Source organism: Methanofollis sp. W23, from assembly GCF_017875325.1.
Classification (GTDB): Archaea; Halobacteriota; Methanomicrobia; order Methanomicrobiales; family Methanofollaceae; genus Methanofollis.
In genome coordinates this window covers 19,183-37,497 of record NZ_JAGGMN010000002.1, presented here as the reverse complement: position 1 = coordinate 37,497, position 18,315 = coordinate 19,183, and the positions used below count along the sequence as shown (strand labels likewise).

General features: G+C 58.4%; 31 protein-coding genes. 28 read left to right on the top strand and 3 right to left on the bottom strand.

Annotated elements, in window-relative coordinates; all coding sequences use genetic code 11:
• The first annotated feature begins 160 nt into the window (after positions 1-160).
• Entirely contained in the window at positions 161-700 is a 540-nt protein-coding gene (locus tag J2129_RS12945; protein ID WP_209631479.1) for a hypothetical protein, read from the top strand.
• 6 nt (positions 701-706) lie between these two features.
• Here J2129_RS12945 and J2129_RS12940 read toward each other — a convergent pair whose 3' ends face one another.
• Complete coding sequence (locus J2129_RS12940; RefSeq protein ID WP_209631478.1) at positions 707-934, bottom strand: hypothetical protein; 228 nt, start codon at positions 932-934, stop codon at positions 707-709.
• Entirely contained in the window at positions 934-1,350 is a 417-nt protein-coding gene (locus tag J2129_RS12935) for a DUF6573 family protein (protein WP_209631477.1), read from the bottom strand. The genes J2129_RS12940 and J2129_RS12935 overlap by 1 nt, the downstream gene beginning before the upstream one ends.
• Before the next feature lie 284 nt (positions 1,351-1,634).
• Here J2129_RS12935 and J2129_RS12930 point away from each other — a divergent pair, with 284 nt between their 5' ends.
• The 5 genes from J2129_RS12930 to J2129_RS12910 all read left to right on the top strand — a co-directional run bounded on the left by J2129_RS12930 (position 1,635) and on the right by J2129_RS12910 (position 4,209).
• The gene (locus J2129_RS12930; protein ID WP_209631476.1) at positions 1,635-1,853 is read left to right on the top strand and encodes a hypothetical protein; all 219 of its coding nucleotides are present in this window, start codon (positions 1,635-1,637) and stop codon (positions 1,851-1,853) included.
• Positions 1,854-1,951: 98 nt separating this feature from the next.
• The gene (locus J2129_RS12925; RefSeq protein WP_209631475.1) at positions 1,952-2,764 is read left to right on the top strand and encodes a hypothetical protein; all 813 of its coding nucleotides are present in this window, start codon (positions 1,952-1,954) and stop codon (positions 2,762-2,764) included.
• A gap of 129 nt (positions 2,765-2,893) precedes the next feature.
• Entirely contained in the window at positions 2,894-3,589 is a 696-nt protein-coding gene (locus J2129_RS12920) for a hypothetical protein (protein ID WP_209631474.1), read from the top strand.
• A gap of 111 nt (positions 3,590-3,700) precedes the next feature.
• The gene (locus tag J2129_RS12915; protein WP_209631473.1) at positions 3,701-3,949 is read left to right on the top strand and encodes a hypothetical protein; all 249 of its coding nucleotides are present in this window, start codon (positions 3,701-3,703) and stop codon (positions 3,947-3,949) included.
• Positions 3,949-4,209: a hypothetical protein gene (locus J2129_RS12910; RefSeq protein ID WP_209631472.1), complete on the top strand. Its 261-nt coding sequence runs from the start codon at positions 3,949-3,951 to the stop codon at positions 4,207-4,209. Before J2129_RS12915 ends, J2129_RS12910 begins: the two co-directional genes overlap by 1 nt.
• Before the next feature lie 235 nt (positions 4,210-4,444).
• On the opposite strand, the gene J2129_RS12905 is transcribed toward J2129_RS12910, so the two are convergent.
• The gene (locus tag J2129_RS12905; RefSeq protein WP_209631471.1) at positions 4,445-4,711 is read right to left on the bottom strand and encodes a hypothetical protein; all 267 of its coding nucleotides are present in this window, start codon (positions 4,709-4,711) and stop codon (positions 4,445-4,447) included.
• Positions 4,712-5,086: 375 nt separating this feature from the next.
• On the opposite strand from J2129_RS12905, the gene J2129_RS12900 reads away from it, so the two are divergent.
• From J2129_RS12900 to J2129_RS12795, 22 genes are all read left to right on the top strand, one after another.
• On the top strand, positions 5,087-5,359 hold the full coding sequence (locus J2129_RS12900; protein ID WP_209631470.1) for a hypothetical protein: 273 nt from the start codon (positions 5,087-5,089) through the stop codon (positions 5,357-5,359).
• Positions 5,356-5,631: a hypothetical protein gene (locus J2129_RS12895; protein ID WP_209631469.1), complete on the top strand. Its 276-nt coding sequence runs from the start codon at positions 5,356-5,358 to the stop codon at positions 5,629-5,631. The genes J2129_RS12900 and J2129_RS12895 overlap by 4 nt, the downstream gene beginning before the upstream one ends.
• Entirely contained in the window at positions 5,628-7,226 is a 1,599-nt protein-coding gene (locus J2129_RS12890) for a DUF4942 domain-containing protein (protein ID WP_209631468.1), read from the top strand. Before J2129_RS12895 ends, J2129_RS12890 begins: the two co-directional genes overlap by 4 nt.
• Positions 7,227-7,246: 20 nt before the next feature.
• Complete coding sequence (locus J2129_RS12885) at positions 7,247-7,837, top strand: recombinase family protein (protein WP_209631466.1); 591 nt, start codon at positions 7,247-7,249, stop codon at positions 7,835-7,837.
• A gap of 229 nt (positions 7,838-8,066) precedes the next feature.
• Entirely contained in the window at positions 8,067-8,225 is a 159-nt protein-coding gene (locus tag J2129_RS12880) for a hypothetical protein (RefSeq protein ID WP_209631464.1), read from the top strand.
• A 4-nt stretch (positions 8,226-8,229) separates the two neighbouring features.
• Positions 8,230-8,553, top strand: a complete 324-nt coding sequence (locus tag J2129_RS12875; RefSeq protein ID WP_209631462.1) for a hypothetical protein — start codon at positions 8,230-8,232, stop codon at positions 8,551-8,553.
• 53 nt (positions 8,554-8,606) lie between these two features.
• Entirely contained in the window at positions 8,607-8,819 is a 213-nt protein-coding gene (locus tag J2129_RS12870) for a hypothetical protein (protein WP_209631460.1), read from the top strand.
• Entirely contained in the window at positions 8,816-9,334 is a 519-nt protein-coding gene (locus tag J2129_RS12865; protein ID WP_209631458.1) for a hypothetical protein, read from the top strand. Before J2129_RS12870 ends, J2129_RS12865 begins: the two co-directional genes overlap by 4 nt.
• Complete coding sequence (locus J2129_RS12860; RefSeq protein WP_209631457.1) at positions 9,331-9,636, top strand: HNH endonuclease; 306 nt, start codon at positions 9,331-9,333, stop codon at positions 9,634-9,636. The genes J2129_RS12865 and J2129_RS12860 overlap by 4 nt, the downstream gene beginning before the upstream one ends.
• Before the next feature lie 205 nt (positions 9,637-9,841).
• Positions 9,842-10,504 (top strand): rhomboid family intramembrane serine protease, encoded by a 663-nt coding sequence (locus J2129_RS12855; protein WP_209631455.1) that lies wholly within the window; start codon positions 9,842-9,844, stop codon positions 10,502-10,504.
• A gap of 149 nt (positions 10,505-10,653) precedes the next feature.
• Positions 10,654-11,235 carry a MerR family transcriptional regulator gene (locus tag J2129_RS12850; protein ID WP_209631453.1) on the top strand — a complete coding sequence of 194 codons (582 nt, stop codon included), beginning with the start codon at positions 10,654-10,656 and terminating at the stop codon, positions 11,233-11,235.
• A gap of 52 nt (positions 11,236-11,287) precedes the next feature.
• Positions 11,288-11,815, top strand: a complete 528-nt coding sequence (locus J2129_RS12845) for a hypothetical protein (protein ID WP_209631451.1) — start codon at positions 11,288-11,290, stop codon at positions 11,813-11,815.
• A gap of 160 nt (positions 11,816-11,975) precedes the next feature.
• On the top strand, positions 11,976-12,374 hold the full coding sequence (locus J2129_RS12840; protein ID WP_209631449.1) for a hypothetical protein: 399 nt from the start codon (positions 11,976-11,978) through the stop codon (positions 12,372-12,374).
• 59 nt (positions 12,375-12,433) lie between these two features.
• On the top strand, positions 12,434-13,429 hold the full coding sequence (locus J2129_RS12835) for a hypothetical protein (RefSeq protein ID WP_209631447.1): 996 nt from the start codon (positions 12,434-12,436) through the stop codon (positions 13,427-13,429).
• An 88-nt stretch (positions 13,430-13,517) separates the two neighbouring features.
• The gene (locus J2129_RS12830) at positions 13,518-13,871 is read left to right on the top strand and encodes a hypothetical protein (RefSeq protein WP_209631445.1); all 354 of its coding nucleotides are present in this window, start codon (positions 13,518-13,520) and stop codon (positions 13,869-13,871) included.
• A 12-nt stretch (positions 13,872-13,883) separates the two neighbouring features.
• The gene (locus J2129_RS12825) at positions 13,884-14,366 is read left to right on the top strand and encodes a hypothetical protein (protein ID WP_209631443.1); all 483 of its coding nucleotides are present in this window, start codon (positions 13,884-13,886) and stop codon (positions 14,364-14,366) included.
• A gap of 5 nt (positions 14,367-14,371) precedes the next feature.
• Positions 14,372-14,848, top strand: a complete 477-nt coding sequence (locus J2129_RS12820; protein WP_209631441.1) for a hypothetical protein — start codon at positions 14,372-14,374, stop codon at positions 14,846-14,848.
• Positions 14,849-14,852: 4 nt separating this feature from the next.
• Complete coding sequence (locus J2129_RS12815) at positions 14,853-15,569, top strand: hypothetical protein (RefSeq protein ID WP_209631439.1); 717 nt, start codon at positions 14,853-14,855, stop codon at positions 15,567-15,569.
• Between the two features lie 6 nt (positions 15,570-15,575).
• The gene (locus tag J2129_RS12810; protein ID WP_209631437.1) at positions 15,576-17,171 is read left to right on the top strand and encodes a hypothetical protein; all 1,596 of its coding nucleotides are present in this window, start codon (positions 15,576-15,578) and stop codon (positions 17,169-17,171) included.
• On the top strand, positions 17,168-17,368 hold the full coding sequence (locus tag J2129_RS12805) for a hypothetical protein (protein ID WP_209631436.1): 201 nt from the start codon (positions 17,168-17,170) through the stop codon (positions 17,366-17,368). The genes J2129_RS12810 and J2129_RS12805 overlap by 4 nt, the downstream gene beginning before the upstream one ends.
• On the top strand, positions 17,361-17,636 hold the full coding sequence (locus tag J2129_RS12800; protein ID WP_209631434.1) for a hypothetical protein: 276 nt from the start codon (positions 17,361-17,363) through the stop codon (positions 17,634-17,636). Before J2129_RS12805 ends, J2129_RS12800 begins: the two co-directional genes overlap by 8 nt.
• Positions 17,637-17,658: 22 nt before the next feature.
• A complete protein-coding gene (locus tag J2129_RS12795; RefSeq protein ID WP_209631432.1) occupies positions 17,659-17,907 on the top strand; it encodes a hypothetical protein in 249 nt (82 codons plus the stop codon).
• Positions 17,908-18,315: the final 408 nt, after the last annotated feature.

The following is an 18,315-nucleotide window of genomic DNA, read 5'->3' as shown; positions in this document are numbered from 1 at the left end:
GTTTACCGCCGTGGAGGGTCAGACCTCCATGACGGCTTTCCCCCGATGATCCCGTGAGGGTGAGGGGATCGCGGCGAGGCCCGGCATGGTAAGGCCAGGTGAGGTTTGGCATGGCGAGGCACGGCACGGCGAGGCACGGCACGGCGAGGCGAGGTAAATTATGGCTGTAAAAAAAGTTAAAGTAACAATTGAGGGCGTTGAGGGATCTGCTCTCCTTATGCACCGATTCCCCATGGAACCCGTGCATGCGATTGAAAAGAAGTCGAAAGAGGAACAGGCAGAGATAGCCGCATACCGCGACGAAGAGACGAAGGAACTGTACATTCCTGGCGTTGCGATCCAGAGGGCATTGATCGCCGCAGCGGTCTACTCGAAGGGGAAAGGCAGGGCCAGCCTGCAAAAACCCGTGGCGGCCTGCGTGTTCGTTTCCCCGGACCAGTGCGGCCTGGGGACGACCGACTACAAGATCGACGCGCGCCCCGTCGTGATCTCTGCGACAAAGGGCCGGATAGTTCGGTACCGTCCGCGTCTGGACCAGTGGGAAGTTCGGTTCACCCTCGATTACGATCCTGAAATGCTGACGGAGGCGCAACTCAGGACGGTCGTGGATGATGCAGGGGCGAAGGTCGGCCTTCTGGACTTCCGGCCAGAACGGAAGGGGCCGTTTGGCCGCTTTATGGTTACGAAGTGGGAAAAATAGAGTAGATTAGGAAACTATTTTTTGCGCCGCGGCGAGGTACCCCGCACCGCGGTACGATTGCCAACACCCGTTCCTGGGCGACCACCGGAACCCGGACGACTTGAGCCGCTTGCGCACCTCCTCGGCCGGCTTGCCGGGGAAAAACACCTGCACGCGGTTGTCCTCGACGCTATCGACGATCTCCACATCGCCGATCAGCATCCTGGTGGTCCGAGGATGTGGGGCGGGGTCCATCAGTCCTCCCCCGGGAGCATGATCGTGATGCAGGGGCGACCCTGTGGGTCTGCGGCCCCGACCCGCATCTCCAGAGTGATCCCCCTCCGCTGTGCGGTTTTCATGATGTAGATGACCTTGTACTGCACGCTGTACTGCACGCGGTCCGTGTCCGGCCTGCAGCGGGCCGCGAGGTGGCTCATCCACAGGGTATCCCAGAGGCGACCGTCCACACTCTGGCCGTAGGGGACAGAGCGCGGGTCAGGTACTATATACTCGTCCCACAACTTTCGCGTGACCGCGACCGGGATCCTAAACCCAGCCTCGCGGCCCATCTCTGATACGTCCACCAGGAGGCCATCTCTAATTGCGTCCTCCCTGGTGTAGATCGAAATCAGATCCACCTCCGTGAAGAGAGGTACCTGTTTCTGCTCCATATGCTCCATACTACTAACTTATACATAATATTATATATAGTTTACTGATATGGTACGGATAGTTAATTATAAATACTTGTATGTATAATGTAGTAGTATGGAGTACCCTGGCCAGGTGGCCGCGAGGGGGTCCGACTCCCCCTCCAGGGTTTCCCGGATCCGGTCCCCACGGGGGACCGGTGAAGGGAGAGGAAGTTATATATAGTATTATGTATAACATAGTATTGTGGAGCGGGGTGGGGCCCCAAGGGGGGTCCGACCCTGCGCTCTACAGGAGATGGATAATGAGTTACTATACTACAATCACGGACGCGAGGACCGAGGTCCTCAATAGCGGAGTTATTGGCTGGGATTGGGGCGAGGGCCGCGACTCCCAGGAGGTACTGGAGAGTCTCGCACGGTTTCTTTGGAGGGAGGGTCTCCCTCTGAGTCCCGAAGCTCTGGAGCGGTTCATCCGCGAGATCCTCGACGACGACCCCGACCTGTATAGCCTCTACGACTGAGTACCCTGGCCAGGTGGCCGCGAGGGGGTCCGACTCCCCCTCCAGGGCTTGCGTTGGATCCCTCCTCTCGCGAGGAGGGTGAAGACGGGAGATAGAACATGACAGTAATGACGGAATTGGAAGCGGTGCGCCGTCTGTGCGCTCCGTTGGGGGAGACTGCGATTATCCGCGACGGTGCGGACGACTGGACCCCCGCAGGGCTCATCGGGGCCTTTGAGGGAGAGGGGGAGACTATCGACCTCGCAGTCGTCCCAGGAGAGACTATCCGCAGGATCACCGAGGAGGGGCTCATCGAGACCGGCGAGCCCATGTATCGGGTGCGGGCTGCAGGCTCGGTCACCCTCGATGAGGTGCGTGAGTGGGCCGCAGAGCACATCCCTGAGGCCCTCAAAGCGGTGCAGGAGGTCGTCGCCTCCCCTGAGGTATCGGTCCGCCCCTGCTACGACGGGCGCGAGTACTGGGTATGGGAGAGTGGGGAGATCCCAACGACCGTACTCGACGCGCTGGAGGGTGTGACTCTCGCCCTCGACGTGTGGGCCCACGAGGAGCCCGTCTCAATCTCCCCCGAGGAGGTCGCAGAGTACGAGGAGGCCATCAAGGGGATCGACGCGGTCCTCCCCTCCTCCTCCCCGGATGGGGTCTCCTGGCCTGAGGTGATCCGGTGGGCTGACGCGCACGGGGGTGCGGGGCGGCTGGTGGCCCCCGTGGTGTGGTCGTCCCCGCTGATATCGGTCCGGGACGACCAGTGTGCGGTCTGGGAGAGCGGGGAGATCCCGCAGACCGTGGAGGAGTACCTGTCCGCAGCTGCGGACGTGGTTGAGGAGTGGGTCGCGACCGGCGAGATCCACGAATCTGAAGCGGGGGCGTTCCGCGAGGACTTGGCCGCGCTTCGGGCGGCCCTGGAGAGGTAGCGGGAGGGGTAGGCCCAACCGGGGTTCGATCCCCCGGCCCGCATTCATCGCGTCCTGGTGGCGCGAGCGCGAGAAAACCCAATAGGGATCCGGCCACAGGGCCGCGAGAAAAAAGAGGTGAATCAAAAAATGAGACTGAAAAACTCGCAGGGACGCGAGTATGAGATCAGACTCGATGGCGGGGGGCTGATCAAGATCGATCACAATGAGCGAGAAAACATGACAATATCTGAGTACCTCGAGTACGCAGGGGTACCCCTAGAATGGGGCTACTTCGAGCAGATGGATGGAGAGATCCGGCAGGCTCTGGCCGAGGACGACCCCAACGGCCTGATCGAGATCACCGAGGATGATCTAAAATCCCTCCTCTCTCTCCCGGTCGATTGGTATTCTACCTCCAACGGAGGATATCAGGCGTGGATCGGGGAGTTCCATATCCTCCTGTATCCCGCAGAGGGGTACGCGGACATCATCCCGCTCCGCGACTACTCCGACCGCCTCCCCCCGGAGGGCAGGGACGGGATGGAGGAGTCGGAGCCGTTTTTCAGGATGACCGTCCCCTCGTACGCGACGGGGGAGACCGGGATCGCCGACGAGGAGGCGGACCTCTCCATAGAGATCCGCAACGACAATGGGGATGCTGGCAAGGGGGGGCCCGCAGAGGAGCGGGTCGTCCTGAAGGCGACCCCGGATCGGGAGGATTGCCCCGAGAACAACCAGGAGTGGATCAGGGCAATCGAAGACTATCTCTCTCGTGTGTCTGCGGATGACCTGGAGGATGCCCTCCTGGAAGACGGGTGGATCCTGGCCAACGGGGAGGACTGAGAAGAGGTGCAGCGGCAGGGGTAACCACGCCCCGGCGGGAGGTGCTAACTCCTCCCGGCCGCTTTATTCTGGATCCGGCCCGCAAGGGCCGGTGAAGGAAGGAGATGAAAAATGCAGAAATGTATTCCCAATTTCAGGAACACATACTCCGAGCCAATCCCAGCGGGATTCTCGGAGTACGAATATATGTCCGAGGACGATGGTAATTACCGGTCGTCGTTCGTGGTGCGACTGGAGGATACCCCCGAACATAGGAGATTCGCAGACTGGTACCGGTTCCGGTACTGGATCGACGAGAAGAAAGGGGAGATCGTATTCCGCGTGACCCCTAATACTCGCAGCGGATCGGGGGCCCTCTAATGGCCCTCTGCACCTGTCCCAAGTGCGGCCACGCCTGGAACTACCGGGGGAAGGCCGTCGGCGACCAGTACATCTGTTGCCCCGCGTGTCTCGCGCGGGTCAAGTTATCGGACTCTCGCCAATACGAGCGCCCCGCCGACGAGATCGAGGACGGGGTACGGGATCTCGTCGCCGCCACCCGTCACCGGGCGTCCGTGACGCGCGAGGATACCGACGAGGGGGCCATGATCTGTGTCCTCGTCGCGAGGGATCAGGGATGACCCGCCATCTCCGGTGCTCCCGTCGCGAGCACGCCCTCGCGCGAGAGTGGGACGGCGACGGGGTGATCATCCCGGCCGTCCGACCGCGAGGGAGAAAAGTGCTGTGGATTCACACCGACGCGCCCACCGATCCGCTCCCGGAGGGGTGGGTCAAAATTGACAGGGAAAGTGTGACCCCCGGAGATTCCGGGGTTGTCACAGTGAATGGAGAAAGGAAAGAAGTGGCCTGGGAGGATTAGGTCTTCTTCCCTGGCATGTCACTTCTGTTTTTCCGGGTCTCGTAATACACGGTCCCGCGTGCGGTTCGCCGGTAGCCGGGCGCTTTGGCTTTGCGTTTCTTGTCCCTTGATTCGTTGCTTTTGCCGGTCTGCTTGTACACTCTCTTTGTCTTCGGGCCGTACGATCCAAGTTTCTGCTGGCCCGGCTTCTTCTGGAACGGTTTGCTCTTTGCCGGCTTCTTTTTCGACGCTCCCTTTTTGGAGGCCCCTTTTTTGGGAGGCATACAATAGAGTGTTGTTATATATTAATAAATTTAATGTTTAGAACGCTTAGTTTTATGTACGTATTATTTTGAGAAGTATTTTCAAGAATAGATGTTCACAAACCCGACACTTTCAACACTGTTTAGAAATATGGTATATGTCTGTTTTTAAAAACACAAATGATAACCATTATATACAGTGCTGTATATTATGTTCCTTTGTGAACAACATGAACACAAGATCAGAAAAACGCAGATGCAAAGACTGCATCTATTTCGACGGGCCAGATGTTGGCATCACAAATGAGGGTCTTTGCCGCCGACACTCCCCGGCGTGGGGAGGAGACTGGCTCTGGCCGGTGGTTCTCGCGGATGATTGGTGCGGGGAGTTTGCCAGTGAGTGAAATGGACGCGATTGAATTCTTGACGACGCACATGGCGTCAATCATCGTCAACAGGCCCGACATCCCAGAGTATGAGCATCAGATCACGATCACATTCCATCCCGACTATGACATTGCCGAAGATGGAGTCCCTACGGCGATAAGCATCCTTCGCCAGTACGATCCTCAAGGCGAGATCAATGTAGGCATAGAGGACGATTCAGTCGTTGTTGAACTCCTGTCGCAAAGGAAAGTAGGGATCAAGAGTGAGGAGGGCGGGCCATGAGCCGATTCACAAAAATCTTTGAGGGGAAGACGTACGAGTTTGCCGGAGCCTATGGCCCCTACAAAGATCGGGCCCGCGAAGAGGCCGAGTGGCTGGAGAGTATCGGCCAGGAGGCTGTCTTAGAGGAGTACCCTCGGGCGAGTAATGGGGAGCCACACTGGAGGCTGTGGCGGCGGCCGAAAGGAGAGGGGCGCCTGATCTCGTGCCCTCACTGCGACGGGACCGGGCAGGTGTGGCAGACCCCCGGGGAGACGGGGGGTCCGAACCCATGACCCTCCTGGACGCCTTCTACCCGACGCCCCCATCTATGATCAGGAAGATGCTGGACGGGATAGACTTCAGCATCGTGGCCACGGTCCTCGAACCGTCGGCGGGCAAAGGCGACCTCGCCGACGCGGTGAAACAGAAGATCGTCAGCAGGCAGCGGTGGGGCCAGAGGGATGTCACCCCTGACATCGACACCATCGAGATCAACCCGGACCTCCAGCACGTCCTGAAGGGGAAAGGACACCGCGTGGTGTTCGACAATTTCCTGGCCTTTTCGACGTTCAAGCACTACGACCTGATCGTCATGAACCCGCCCTTCGCGGACGGTGAGAAGCATCTCCTGAAGGCACTTGAACTCCAGGCTCGCGGCGGCGGGATCGTATGTCTCCTGAACGCCGAAACGGTTCGGAATCCTCGCACCTACGCCCGGCAAGAACTCGTCAAGACCTTGAACCACTACGGTGCCTCCATCGCCTATCTGGACGGGGAGTTCAGGCAAGCCGAACGCACCTCAGACGTTGAGGTGGCGCTGATCAAGGTGTGGATCCCGCCGGTGAAACATGACAGCGTGATCCTTGACTCGCTCGAACGCGGCCCTACCCTCCACGAACTGGATGCAGAGTGCAACGCGCTGAATGTCAACGACTACATCACGGCCGTTGTGCGGACGTTCAGAGAGGAGACTCGCGCCGGTCTGCAACTGATCCGGGACTACAAGACCATCAAGCCGCTGATTCTCGACTCGATGTGCCGGGAGTACCCCTCGCCCATCCTCGAACTCAAGATCAAAGACAGCAGCGATCTGTATGAGAACCAGTTTCTCCAGCAGACCCGGAAGAAGTACTGGGAAAACCTCTTCATGAACCCGAGGTTCACCGCAAAGTTCACCTCGAATCTCCTGGAGCAGTGCCGGGGGGATGTGCAGCGCCTCCAGGACTATGACTTCAACGAGTACAACATCAACGCCATTCGCCTGGAACTGACGCAGAAGATGATCAAGGCTACGGACGAGACGATCATCAAACTGTTCGACACCCTAACTCACGAATATCACTGGACGCCGGAAACCAAGAAGAACCGGCACTACTTCAATGGATGGGCCACGAACAAGGCATGGAAGATCAACAAGAAGGTGATCCTCCCTATACGCCTCTACCAGTACCTGACACAGGATTATTCACCCTATTCCTACCGGGAGGTGGAAGAACTCATCGACATCGACAAGACCCTGCATTACCTCTCGGGAAACCAGAACGGCGCGTCAGACGTGACCGAAATTCTGAGGCAGGCAAAAGAGGAAAGAACAACCAAGAACATCCCGTTCGAGTTCTTCACGATAACCTGTTACAAGAAGGGGACGACGCACATCACCTTCACCGACGAGGATCTGCTCAAGAGGTTCAACATCTATGGGTGCCAGCACAAGAATTGGTTGCCGCCCACCTACGGACGGAAGGCATACGAGGATCTGGATGTTGAAGAAAAGGCCGTTATCGACGACTACGAGGGTGAAACAGCCTACAACGAAACGCTGCACAATGCCCCGTACTATCTTGGGGCCTGCAACAACGTCTATCCAGCTATAACGGAATCTACATGATAAACCCCGGGGACAGATACATGAGAGTCATAGCATACGCCAGAGTAAGCACAAATCACCAAAACCTCGACATACAGCAAGAACAGATCACGAAGTTCTGTCAGTTCAGAGGCTATGAACTGGTCAAGGTCTACACCGACAAGGCCAGCGGCAAGAACATCGACCGCCCCGGGTTCCAGCAGATGATCCGGGATCTCGAACACAACCCCCTCAGTGCCGAAGCCCTCGTGATCTACAAGTTGGACCGGGTGGGCCGCTCCCTCCAGGACCTCATGAACATCTCGAAATACCTCGAAGACCACGGCGTCGGCCTCATCAGTATCACCAACAACATCGACACCACGACGAAGGAGGGGCGGCTCTTCTTCTACATCATGGGCGCCCTCGCGGAATATGAACGGGAACTCATCATGGAGAGGACCAAGTTGGGCCTTGATGCCGCGAGGGAGAAAGGGGTAAAGTTCGGCCGGCGGCGCAAGACGGTGAACATCAAGGAGGCACAGCGGATGATTGCCGAGGGAGTCCCGAAGACAACGATCTGCAAGAAGTTCGGCATCGGGAGGACGACCCTGTATAAGAGACTGAAGGAGGTTGAAGAAAATGAATCATGAAGAAACTGTATCATGGGTAGAAAGTGCGAGCGGTCGCAAATGCTCGCCCCTTGGAAAGAAAGTGGCCGTCCTTCTGGCATATGCTGCCGGAGGAGGGATATACAACGCCCCTATCAAGCATGAGAACGTGAAGTGGGACGATCCTCACTGTGTCGAAGTGGTGTGGTCGGGATGCCTGACATCGTGGGACAAATGGGATCTGTCTCAGATCTGGGTTGCTGCCAACCGAATGATGTTGCGGATGGTGATCGAAGGGGCGACGGTCGGCCGGCTTCGCCTGACATTCCATGAGCGGGAATCAAGGACCGGGCCACTGATGAGCCGGTTGCCGACCTGCGAAGACCTGATCCAGTGTGTTGATCGGGATTTCGGGTTCGTGGAGGGATGAGACGATGAAAAAGACGTATTGGCATATCGTCACCTGGGTACACCCGTCATCTAAAGATGAGTTCTCGGTCGGCGATGTCGTCGGCTACGACGAGAAGAAAACCGAACGGTATGGACACGACTTGAAATCCAAGGGATTCTATGTCAAGACCAAACTCGCCTTCCTCGGCACGTTGCCCGCAGATTATCACAAACGGCACCCCGAAGAGGCTCGGGCAAGGCTCGATATGTGGAAAGAGAAGTTCATGATGAACTATCTGGGATCACCGGATAGTTCCACACTTCCGTCTTCCGACACCTGCGTGAAAGAAACTGCCAAGCATTCATAAAGAACGACCTGGAGAACACTGAAAAACTGCCGTAAATGCGGGAAGGAGGAAGTATGGAGAATATGACTGGAGAGGAGGCATATCTTGCGTTGGACGGATGGGTCGGCATCACATGCCATCCCGTCAAGATCATCGGCGAGACCCCGAAGAAGTACCGCGTCATCCTCGGCGAGGATACGCGGCTTCCTGGGGGGCGAGAGCGTAAGAAGGGCGACACGGTTCTTGTGCCGAAAGACGCGATTCGATTCAAGAAGGTGCTCCCATGATCTCCGATGACGAAGAGATCTGTTTCGCCGAGAAGTGTCTTGACTTCTGGCCCATCGCTCTTTTCTTCGCATGTGTCGGGATACTGCTTGCCCTTTGGGAAGATGTTTGGCACAGACCGCTTCTCATCGTGGCCGGGGTCTTTGCAGGCGCACTCTGCATTGTTATCATGTCCCATATTCTTTGCCCCCCGCCGCCCGAGCCTTACATCCCCTTCGCCTCATCTATCCCTCCAGAACTCCTCTCAGTTGCCTATGATAACGACACAATTACTTTCACCAACCCGGCCCCCGGCACCTCCGCCAACATCGAGATTATAGAGAGGGGATTTCTCTCCTCAACGCCGCTGTATTCCGTCGATCTAGCATATAGCGAGAGTGCATCATTCTTGTTGATGGATCTGGATGAAGTGCGAGTTTCCAAAAGAGATGGAGACTCGACAGAGTTCACTCGGTATTATGTCTCCTTCGGGAGAGATGGCGAAGGCCGTAACATTGTAAGGGTGGTGGCCCCATGAACTCCCTCCAGAACTTCCTGAATCGCCACCACGACGACATAGTTGCATCAGTTGCGGCGCTGGAGAGAGACGGGCACAAATGTAATCGCTGCGGGGCCACAGATGCCTTAGAGGTACATCATATTGTTCCCGTACACGCTGGCGGGACGAACACAAAGGAAAACCTCACGACACTCTGCCACAAGTGCCACGTTATGATCCACGCAGAGGAGCGGGAGAGTTTGCGCCGGGAAAAGGAGAGGACAGCAATGCAGACCGTCCTGAACCAACACGGCGGGAAATCAATTGAGGATTGGGGATGAGTTCTAAGTCGGACCTCTCAGCACGTTGGTTTTTTGCCGCCCTTATCGCCAGTGTGATCGCCGTTTTTCTGATGCGAGAGATGATATCGGCAATTGCAGGACCATATGGGTACTATGGCTGTAGCCCATACGCCTTGATCTCGTGGGAGCAGATCGGAATGGGAGCAGCATTTGCCGTCCTTGGCATAATCGTGACGTGGTTTCTATGGAAAGGCATCCTCTACATGATTTCGCCCCGATAGGACTCTTCCTCGCCGTTCCCCTCCTCCTCGGCATCATCCAGTCGCAGCTCCCGCCGACCTTCTACCCATGGGTGCAGGGCCTCCCGCAGTTCGCCAAATGCCTCATTGCTCCCTTCGTATCGTACGGATGGCCCTTCTTCGCGTCGAACCTCAAAGCGTACGCCATCCTCGCTCCCGCTCTCCTCCTCATGGCCGGGAAAGATGGCATCTCCACCGTATCGAAACAGTTCCTTCTGGCCCTCGCCCTCGTCCCGCTCCTGACCGCCCTACTCAAAACCGGCCTCGGGATGCAGAGCACCGGCCTGGGGCTCTCTGGCGTGGTGTTCGCCCTCCTCGGCATCATCACAGTGTACTTCGTCGGCGAAGTCGCCCGGCACCCCTCCCGGAAGACCCGGGGGATCCTCGCGGGCATCGCCCTCCTCGTCGTGGTCCCGCTCCTCGTCCCTCCGGTGACAGTGCTCGGGGACGGCAGAACCTTCTACACCGATGTGGTGGGGCACTGGTGCGGGTGGCTGGCCGGCCTGGGGGCGGGCGCCATCGTCCCCATGGAGGAGGCGCGGCACCCCTGGATCGGGGCGCTCGTCCTCGCGTACTTCGCCGTCGCCGCCCTCCCGATGGTCCTCTGATGCCGACACACCACGTCCTCATCACCTCATCATCACATCATCACCACGTCATCATCACGCGCACCACGGGGTGATGAGCGTGATGATGACAACGCCTCCCGGCACCAGATCGATCCCTTTTTTTCTCCCCCGACGCGACATCTATTGGCATGATGACGACGCAGGAGGTGGCAGAGGCGGCGGACCTCCCCACCGAGACCACCCGGCGATATCTCAATAGGTTCTCTGAGTTCTGCCCCTCGACGAAGGAGAGCCGGCGAAATATGTATGATGATGGTGTGGTGATGACCGTGATGACTGTCCGCGGCCTCTATGATCAGGGGCTCGGCACCGAGGAGATCCGGGAGGCCCTCGCGCGAGACCTCGCCCCGACCCTCGACGCCGAGGTGATCGAGGATCCCCCCGCGGTACCGGCCCTCGCGCCTGAAGTACTCGAGGCCGTTGCCCTCCTCCCCCGGGTGCGCGAGGTACTCGAGATGCAGCAGGGGAAGATCGTCGCCCTGGAGGAGGAGGTGCAGGCCCGGCGGGTGAGAGAGGAGGCACTTGCCGGCGAGATCGAGGGGTTGAGGGAGGATCTGAATCGGGGCGAAATGCATCGAGTACAGACGGCCGAGGATGCCCGCAAAATGAGGGGGGAGATAGATTGTATGTCTGCGGAGATCAAGGAAATACGGGCCGCGAGAAAAGAAGGGGTTTGGGAGCGGTTACGCGCCTGGATAAACCGTACATAGATTATATATTCCTACCGATAACTATTTGTCACACTCTCGCTACTCTATATCCATGGGGATCCTAGGCTCCATTAAAAATTGGAGCGGCGACGCCCGCCGCTCCCTCGCAACCCGCAACGAAGAGCGAAAACTAAAAAGAGAGCAGGAACGCGCCGTCAGCGAGCGCGAAGACAACTTCGTCAAGCAGCACAACCTCCGCAAGACCTCGACGCCCGGCCGTTACCTCCTCCCTGGTGGCGACCGCGTCATCGATGCCAACCCCAGGTCTGAACTCTCCCTGGGGAAAGCGGGCATGCAACTCTCGAAGATCGAGACTTCTCCCAAAGTCCGCAAACTTACCAAAGCTGAGCGGGCCGCCGCGCAGAAACCCTCTGGCTTCGCTGGCATCCTTGACAATGTTGGCGAAATTGGTGGCAACGTCAACGCCAACCTCGGTCCTGGCGGCGGTCTCCCCGGCGGGGCAAACTTCGCCGACTTCGGTGCCAACATGGGATCCTACGATCCCTTCGGCTTCGGTGCGCCAGCCCCGAAGAAGAAGACTCGGAAGAAGAGTGCCAAGAAGAAGAGCAAGAAAAAGTGATAATCTTTCTCTAATTCTCTTTTTCTCTCATTTCTCCCCTTTATGTATCCCTCTCCCGTCACGCCGGCCGCCGCCCCCCTGGGATTCGGACAATTCGTTCTCTTAACGGTGCCCTACACCCCCCAGTGAAGTATATATGTAATCACGAAAAGTATATAGCATGGGCATTATACCCAATGATTATAAAGAGGCTCTTGGTCGCCTGATTGTGGTGGCGTCATGCTCCACGGATCCCGCCCAGGCGCTTCGGTTGTCCCGCTCCGTCATGTCCCTCACATGGGCGGCTATTCAAAAAAAGAAAGGGAAGCCCCCCGCCCAATTCCTCTCAGACTGGGTTGAGTGGAAGAAGACGTGGGATAAGGTTGCAACGTCCTTTGCCAACGATAGCAGCCTCTGGGCTGAAACACTCTCAAAAACCTCAGACATCATGGACTATTTCGTCACTGTATGCCTGAATGAAGACTTGATCTCCATCGCATCGCAAGACATGTACTTCTCCGACATGCTCCTGAACAAGAGACCTTCCCCCGCAGAGGATAGGCGCGGAAGTGGCGAATAATGGACGAATCCACACTCCCGCGCCCTCTTCAGAGAGTGTCGGCCTCGAAGGGCAGAGAGATGGCGTATGAGATTTCCGTGCATGACGACGGCGTGACCGCTTACGGGGGAACCATGACGGGGCTTGTCGGGAAATTCGGTAGCGGGAAAAGCACGTTCATAGTACAACTCGAACAAGCAGCAACGTACCTGCCGGCACCATACAACAAGCATTCCTCTGGAGGCGCCCCGAAATATCCCGAAACCGTCATTCACCGCGGCCTGGAGAACGACCACTGGAACTGCCAGATCCCGCAAAACTTCCAGAAATCGTTCCCCGATGCGAAACACGTCAAACCTCTTAGGGTTCATCTCTATTACAAAGACCGTCTCGCGTGGTACGAAGAGCGCGACCGAAAGAGGTATCAGATCCAACTTCAGCCCATCGAAGAGATTACTACGTACGGCACTGTCGAGGATTTGTACTCTAACCTCCTTATGGGCGGCATCAATATCGTATACGAACCCCGGGAGTATTACCTCCCGCCTGAAGTTCTGGACCGTATTATGGCCGCCGACCTCACCCGGCAGAAAAAGCGCCCTACCGAGGCGGTTCGCGCACCCTCTGCAATCTGGTGGTATGAGTTCCTCGAAGCCCTGATCCGCCTGAAATACCAGGACGAGTTCTTCCTTATCTCCATCGACGAGGCGCACCAGGTCTTCCCGGCCTGCGCCCGGGGAGACCTCTGGCACCTGGTAGGCTGGTTCTCAGAGACGATGATCAGTTTCCGAAAAAACAACATCTCCATGATGATCGGCACCCAGGACACCAACGACATGGATTATCGCGTCACCGACCGGCTCTCTTATTACATCTGGTTGCGGGGGAGTCGCCCGAAGAGCAGGATCAGCATGGTTTCCACCCGTCTGATCGGCATCCTCCCGCGGCACGGGTGGGCCATCCTCGAAGAGCCAAAAGAGCGGTTCGGCCGTCTCCCATTCACTCGCATCCCGAACCAACCCCCAATTGTGAAGACTGTCGCCGCCCCGCCACCAGAAGATGCCGCGTCAATATAGTCAATATACTAAATATATTCTAAATAGTTCATAACTACATCTATATAGTATATCTTCCAATACCTCACCAAGTGAGGTGAAAGGAAAGATGACTCTGATTGAAAAGTACACCAAGTACGGCAAGGAACTCCTCGCCGTATACGCAACCGGCGGCGCTAGCGCCGTCAGGGACCGGTACAAGATGGACGTGGAGGATGGCAACGTCAATGTTGTCCTCGGGTTCATCGTCGCGGCAGTCGTGATGGCTATCGGCGTTGTGATCCTCTACAACATCGAGGCAGGGACCCCCGCCATCCCCGACAACTCGTCCTGGCACGGAATCCAGACCAGTCTGGCCACCACGACCCAGAGCGGGTACGGTCTCCTGGCGATCACGCTGATCATCATGGCGGCTGTCGGTATCCTTGGTGCGCTCTACGTCCTGATGCCGCGCCAGAAGTAACCGGGGGCAATCATGACCCCCCGAATCTCATTTCTTCCCCTTTTAGTGCTCTTCTCTTTCATCATAGCGCCGGCGGCGGCAATCAACGTCACGGCCGCCGATACCACGACGATCCTCCCTCCCGACGCGGCATACATCCCCTTCGAGATCTGGCTACCTATCGCCATCGCGCCGTTCCTTTTCCTCTTCCTCTCGCTTTATCCCAACGTCGGCGCACATGACCTCTGGGCTATCCTCGCGTTCATCTTCAGTGCCGCTGCCGCCTACCTTTCCACCGCCATTGCCTTCGCTGCCACCTATACCGAGGTGATCGACGGCGCGGTCCACGTCATCCCGGTCGAGACGGTTGTCCACCCCGCCGGCGTCCCGTACCTTCTCCTCGCGGTCACTCTGGCGAGCGTCATCAACGTCTGGCGCGTGGTCTGGGAGGAGTATCTACGCCCGATCAGAGATGCAAAACTCATGGAACGCGGCGAAATGCCGCCGATGAGGTGAACCCCATGCCACTCGAAATCTCAGATGAAGAATACGAAGAACTCATGGAACGGGCCAACGACCCGGACCGCGCTCTGCCGTCCGCAGGAATGCCTCTGGGCGAGCGTACCCTCGCGAAACTCCTTGACCCGGACATCCCGAACACAAAATCCCTGGCCGACCTGTGGATCTTCTCCGGTCCCGTCGCCAGACACGTCGAACTCACCAACATCCCGACGCCCGAGGCACACAAGAAACTGCGGCGGCGCGTCACGGACATTATGCGAGTCAAAGAGTGGGACGCCGACGAATACGCAGCAGAGAGGATGGCCCGGTTCGTCTTCTGCGACATCCTCGCGGGCAAGTCCATCGGGTATACTCGGCACAGCAGAGAGCGCGACGCCCTCAACGAGAACAGAATCTCACAGACTATCTCGGCGGGACGGCCCGACGTCCCGAAAGATGTCGGCGGGGGGTTCCTATCCTTCATAAAGAGAGGTTAAAAAAATGCCTGTAAGCGTATATACAACCGGGGCGACCGAGGGGATGATCCTCGGGCTCGCATGGTATTGGTGGGCTTTCGTGGCCTTCGGAGTGTTCTTGCTCCTCTCAAACGGTGCGTGGATCTGGTACTGGTGGTCCATGGGGCCGGTGAACGGCTACTGGACCGCCTCGCGTACCGGTTCAGATCTCGGCGTCCTCGTTGAGCGGTCGGGACGCATGAAGTTCAAGGCAATGGACTACGTTGCCGGGATCTTCACCGCCGTCGGTCTCCCACTTTCCTGGATTCAGCGGTCCCCCGACAGTCACCGTTTCGGTGCCGTTAACGCCAAGATCTTCCTGGACACCTGGGGGATCTCCACCGATCCGAAACTCCAGACCGCCGTTAAAACCGCCGTAATTGACTGGAACAAGACACACGACGAAGATGAACAGATTGCAAACTACGGCGACCTGATGGATCTGCTCAAGGCCGGGAAAATCGACGATCCCGTCCTCATCCCGGCCGTCTCTGAGGTTCCTCTCTTCGAGATTGAGCGTTACCTTCAGCGCATCGGTGCCGGAGATCTCGAAGGGCACATCGCTGAGAGGGTTGCCGAAGAGACCGACGACCTCAAAACGTCCTCGTGGCCGGGGTGGATGAAGGCGCTCATCGCGGTCGAGATGGTGATCTGCGCTATCATGGCAGTTGTCTACATCTTCGGCGGTGGAGGAGGGGCGTGATCTGTCATGGCCACTCCGCTTCCTCGCCCGGTCACGCACCCGGGACCGCAGGCGCTCGCCGCCCAACGCCTCGCCGCACAGCACCAGATACAGCAGAACGGGGGACAGCCTCCCGTTCCCCAACCTCCTCCTCAGCAGCAGCCCGCGCCTCGTCCGCAGCGCCCGCCTGAACCGCAGAGCGCCGCACGCCAGCAGCCAAACCCCTCTTCTCATCACGCGTCGCCCATAGACGTCGCCATCAAAGCCGGCCCCGCCGCCCTCGGCTTTCTGGTCGGGAAAGGGATGGACACGGTGTTCGGCATCATCCCCGGCCTACCAAAAGACTCCCGGTACCAGTTTGCCGCCCGGCCTGAAGACCTCGGGAAAGGTGCGCTCATCGGTGCCGGGATCGTCGGGACCGCCCTGACCGCCGGAGCAGTGCTCGGGGTCGGCGGCGGCGCTGCAGCAGCAGGGCCCGCGGTCGCCACGACAATCGGCCGCACCGGAGGAGGTGCCGCAGGGTTCGCAACCGCTCAGGGAGCGGGCACGGTGGGAGCGGGGGCAGGTACAGCCCTCGCCGCCGGTGCCGCCGCCACGCTTCCTCTCGCGGTCGCCGAAATCTTCCCCACGACACCGAACCCCGGACCACAATTCCCAACCGGCCGACCCGAACAGGAGATTTTCGGCGGTAAAGAGCCCTTCGATATCGGTACGCATCGGCCCGGTAACAGTGAATGGAGTCCAGGGGGTGCAGAGATCGGGAACGGCCCGAACATCTCCCGGGCAACGATCACCCCGCCGAAAAATCCCGCCGGCACCAACGAGCGGATCGCCAGAGATCACCACATCCCCGAGATCCCCTACTCGCCCGACGCCTGGAACATCGGTCGCGCTGAGATCTTCACCCGTCCCGACACAACCAAAGCACGCTTCCAGGCTACCGAAGCCATCCCTTCACCGCAGTCTCCATTCGGCCCGTCTAACTTCCCCGACGCCTTCCCAGCATTCCCCACCGGTCCGCAACCTCTCTCTCGACCGACCGCAGAGGATCGGCTGGTCCAGCCTACCGTCCCCGTCGTGACGCCCGACATAATCGCAGAGTCTCCCCGGTACGTTTTCGTCACTCCTCCCGAAACGCAAGTCAAACCCGGAAACACTACTTCCTACCGTCCCTCCGACCGCGTCGCCGACGCCCTTGACGGCGGGATCGACGCCGCTCTACCTGGAGCCTTCGCTCACTCATCGCCGCTCGACTATGCTCACTCGCCCTCAGTCCCGATCACATCGTCGATTCTGGCCGCACTGGCGACCCCCGCATCTGCCGCGAGCACCATCATTGGCACCGACACCATCCCCGAGATCAACATCCTCGACAACCCGTTCGACTTCCCGCCCGAAAACCCGCCGGGCTATCCGCCGGCAAACCCTCCGGCCTTCTCCTTCGGGCCGCCCGCACAATCCCAGGAGCGCCGCCGCCGGAAGAAGAGTAAGAAGAAAAGCAAGAAGAAGAGCACGAAAAAGGGCGGGATCGGCTTCTTCGAACTCTCCCCCGTCCCCTTCGCCATCGTCCCGCCACCCGTGAAAACTCCCGCCAAGAAAAAGAAAAAGAGGTCGAAGAAATGAGTTCCAAAACCGTCTACACCGAAGATGAAGTCACCGCCGCAGCCAACACCGCGGCCTACCGCGCCCGGGTCGCCACCGTCCTCACCCTCCTCGCCGAGGATTACCCCGGCGGCGTCGTAGGCGCCACCCTCACCGACATCATGAAAGACTACGGCATCATCCAGCCGCCCGAGGGGGAGGAGGAGAGCGATGGATGACGCGGGCAGTGTCGGCGTCCTCGTCTACCTCGCCGTCGCCCTCGCCGTCGTCGGCTTCCTCTACATCGCCTCCGGCCCGATCATCGACACCCTCAACGACCAACACATCGACCAAGCCGACGGCGCCTTCCCCATGTCTCAGGACCGCGAGGACACCATGGGCCATCTCAACCTGATCTTCGGCACTTTCCTCATCTTCGGCGTCCTCCTCCCCCTCGGACTGTACGCGGTCATTGTCGCCAACCGCAGCGACGACGGAGGGATCTGATATGAGCGACGGAGGACCGTCTGTGATCTTCGCCATCATTGCGGGGTTGGGCACCATCGTCGCCCTCTTCGCCCTGGTGATCGGCTTCGGGCCTATCTTCGATTGGTTCACGATGTATATCGGTGCCAACGGCCCGAACCCGTATGCCAATACCTGGTTCATGCTCGCGAAGTTCTTCTATTTCTTGATTCTCGCCTGCGGCGTCGGAGCGCTGATCTACATCTGGCGCGTGGTGATTCAGAAGGTGCAGTACAGGAGGGATGGGTATTGACGCCGGGAGGAGGCACGCCACGGTTGGTGATCCTCGCCGCCCTCGCATTGATGATGATCGGTGCCGTCGCCCCCGTCAGCGCCTACGAAGATTTTAGGGACGACTTCGGTGGATCCATCTCGTCTGTCTGGAATCATCGAGTCTCGGGGGGATCGTCGTCGGTGGATGTCGGTGTTGCGTCTATCTGGACCAATTCGGGTTCCCTTGCGAAGCGGTGGAACTGGTATCAGTATCCTAATTCGATGAGCGGGACCTATGAATGTCATTTTCGGGTACGTCATGCTGGGGGGAACCAGATCATTTTTGGTCTTTTCACGGGTACTTCTCCTGCGTATGATGTGAGTACGAGAAATGGGATTCACGTTGGTTTATGGTCTACGGGGTTCAATGTTTATCGTTGTAGTGGGT

Coding starts and splice junctions, on each gene's coding strand:
- J2129_RS12945 (WP_209631479.1), top strand. CDS start 161: ATGGCTGTAAAAAAAGTTAAAGTAACAATTGAGGGCGTTGAGGGATCT.
- J2129_RS12940 (WP_209631478.1), bottom strand. CDS start 934: ATGGACCCCGCCCCACATCCTCGGACCACCAGGATGCTGATCGGCGAT.
- J2129_RS12935 (WP_209631477.1), bottom strand. CDS start 1,350: ATGGAGCAGAAACAGGTACCTCTCTTCACGGAGGTGGATCTGATTTCG.
- J2129_RS12930 (WP_209631476.1), top strand. CDS start 1,635: ATGAGTTACTATACTACAATCACGGACGCGAGGACCGAGGTCCTCAAT.
- J2129_RS12925 (WP_209631475.1), top strand. CDS start 1,952: ATGACAGTAATGACGGAATTGGAAGCGGTGCGCCGTCTGTGCGCTCCG.
- J2129_RS12920 (WP_209631474.1), top strand. CDS start 2,894: ATGAGACTGAAAAACTCGCAGGGACGCGAGTATGAGATCAGACTCGAT.
- J2129_RS12915 (WP_209631473.1), top strand. CDS start 3,701: ATGCAGAAATGTATTCCCAATTTCAGGAACACATACTCCGAGCCAATC.
- J2129_RS12910 (WP_209631472.1), top strand. CDS start 3,949: ATGGCCCTCTGCACCTGTCCCAAGTGCGGCCACGCCTGGAACTACCGG.
- J2129_RS12905 (WP_209631471.1), bottom strand. CDS start 4,711: ATGCCTCCCAAAAAAGGGGCCTCCAAAAAGGGAGCGTCGAAAAAGAAG.
- J2129_RS12895 (WP_209631469.1), top strand. CDS start 5,356: ATGAGCCGATTCACAAAAATCTTTGAGGGGAAGACGTACGAGTTTGCC.
- J2129_RS12890 (WP_209631468.1), top strand. CDS start 5,628: ATGACCCTCCTGGACGCCTTCTACCCGACGCCCCCATCTATGATCAGG.
- J2129_RS12885 (WP_209631466.1), top strand. CDS start 7,247: ATGAGAGTCATAGCATACGCCAGAGTAAGCACAAATCACCAAAACCTC.
- J2129_RS12880 (WP_209631464.1), top strand. CDS start 8,067: ATGATGTTGCGGATGGTGATCGAAGGGGCGACGGTCGGCCGGCTTCGC.
- J2129_RS12875 (WP_209631462.1), top strand. CDS start 8,230: ATGAAAAAGACGTATTGGCATATCGTCACCTGGGTACACCCGTCATCT.
- J2129_RS12870 (WP_209631460.1), top strand. CDS start 8,607: ATGGAGAATATGACTGGAGAGGAGGCATATCTTGCGTTGGACGGATGG.
- J2129_RS12865 (WP_209631458.1), top strand. CDS start 8,816: ATGATCTCCGATGACGAAGAGATCTGTTTCGCCGAGAAGTGTCTTGAC.
- J2129_RS12860 (WP_209631457.1), top strand. CDS start 9,331: ATGAACTCCCTCCAGAACTTCCTGAATCGCCACCACGACGACATAGTT.
- J2129_RS12855 (WP_209631455.1), top strand. CDS start 9,842: ATGGAAAGGCATCCTCTACATGATTTCGCCCCGATAGGACTCTTCCTC.
- J2129_RS12850 (WP_209631453.1), top strand. CDS start 10,654: ATGATGACGACGCAGGAGGTGGCAGAGGCGGCGGACCTCCCCACCGAG.
- J2129_RS12845 (WP_209631451.1), top strand. CDS start 11,288: ATGGGGATCCTAGGCTCCATTAAAAATTGGAGCGGCGACGCCCGCCGC.
- J2129_RS12840 (WP_209631449.1), top strand. CDS start 11,976: ATGGGCATTATACCCAATGATTATAAAGAGGCTCTTGGTCGCCTGATT.
- J2129_RS12835 (WP_209631447.1), top strand. CDS start 12,434: ATGGCGTATGAGATTTCCGTGCATGACGACGGCGTGACCGCTTACGGG.
- J2129_RS12830 (WP_209631445.1), top strand. CDS start 13,518: ATGACTCTGATTGAAAAGTACACCAAGTACGGCAAGGAACTCCTCGCC.
- J2129_RS12825 (WP_209631443.1), top strand. CDS start 13,884: ATGACCCCCCGAATCTCATTTCTTCCCCTTTTAGTGCTCTTCTCTTTC.
- J2129_RS12820 (WP_209631441.1), top strand. CDS start 14,372: ATGCCACTCGAAATCTCAGATGAAGAATACGAAGAACTCATGGAACGG.
- J2129_RS12815 (WP_209631439.1), top strand. CDS start 14,853: ATGCCTGTAAGCGTATATACAACCGGGGCGACCGAGGGGATGATCCTC.
- J2129_RS12810 (WP_209631437.1), top strand. CDS start 15,576: ATGGCCACTCCGCTTCCTCGCCCGGTCACGCACCCGGGACCGCAGGCG.
- J2129_RS12805 (WP_209631436.1), top strand. CDS start 17,168: ATGAGTTCCAAAACCGTCTACACCGAAGATGAAGTCACCGCCGCAGCC.
- J2129_RS12800 (WP_209631434.1), top strand. CDS start 17,361: ATGGATGACGCGGGCAGTGTCGGCGTCCTCGTCTACCTCGCCGTCGCC.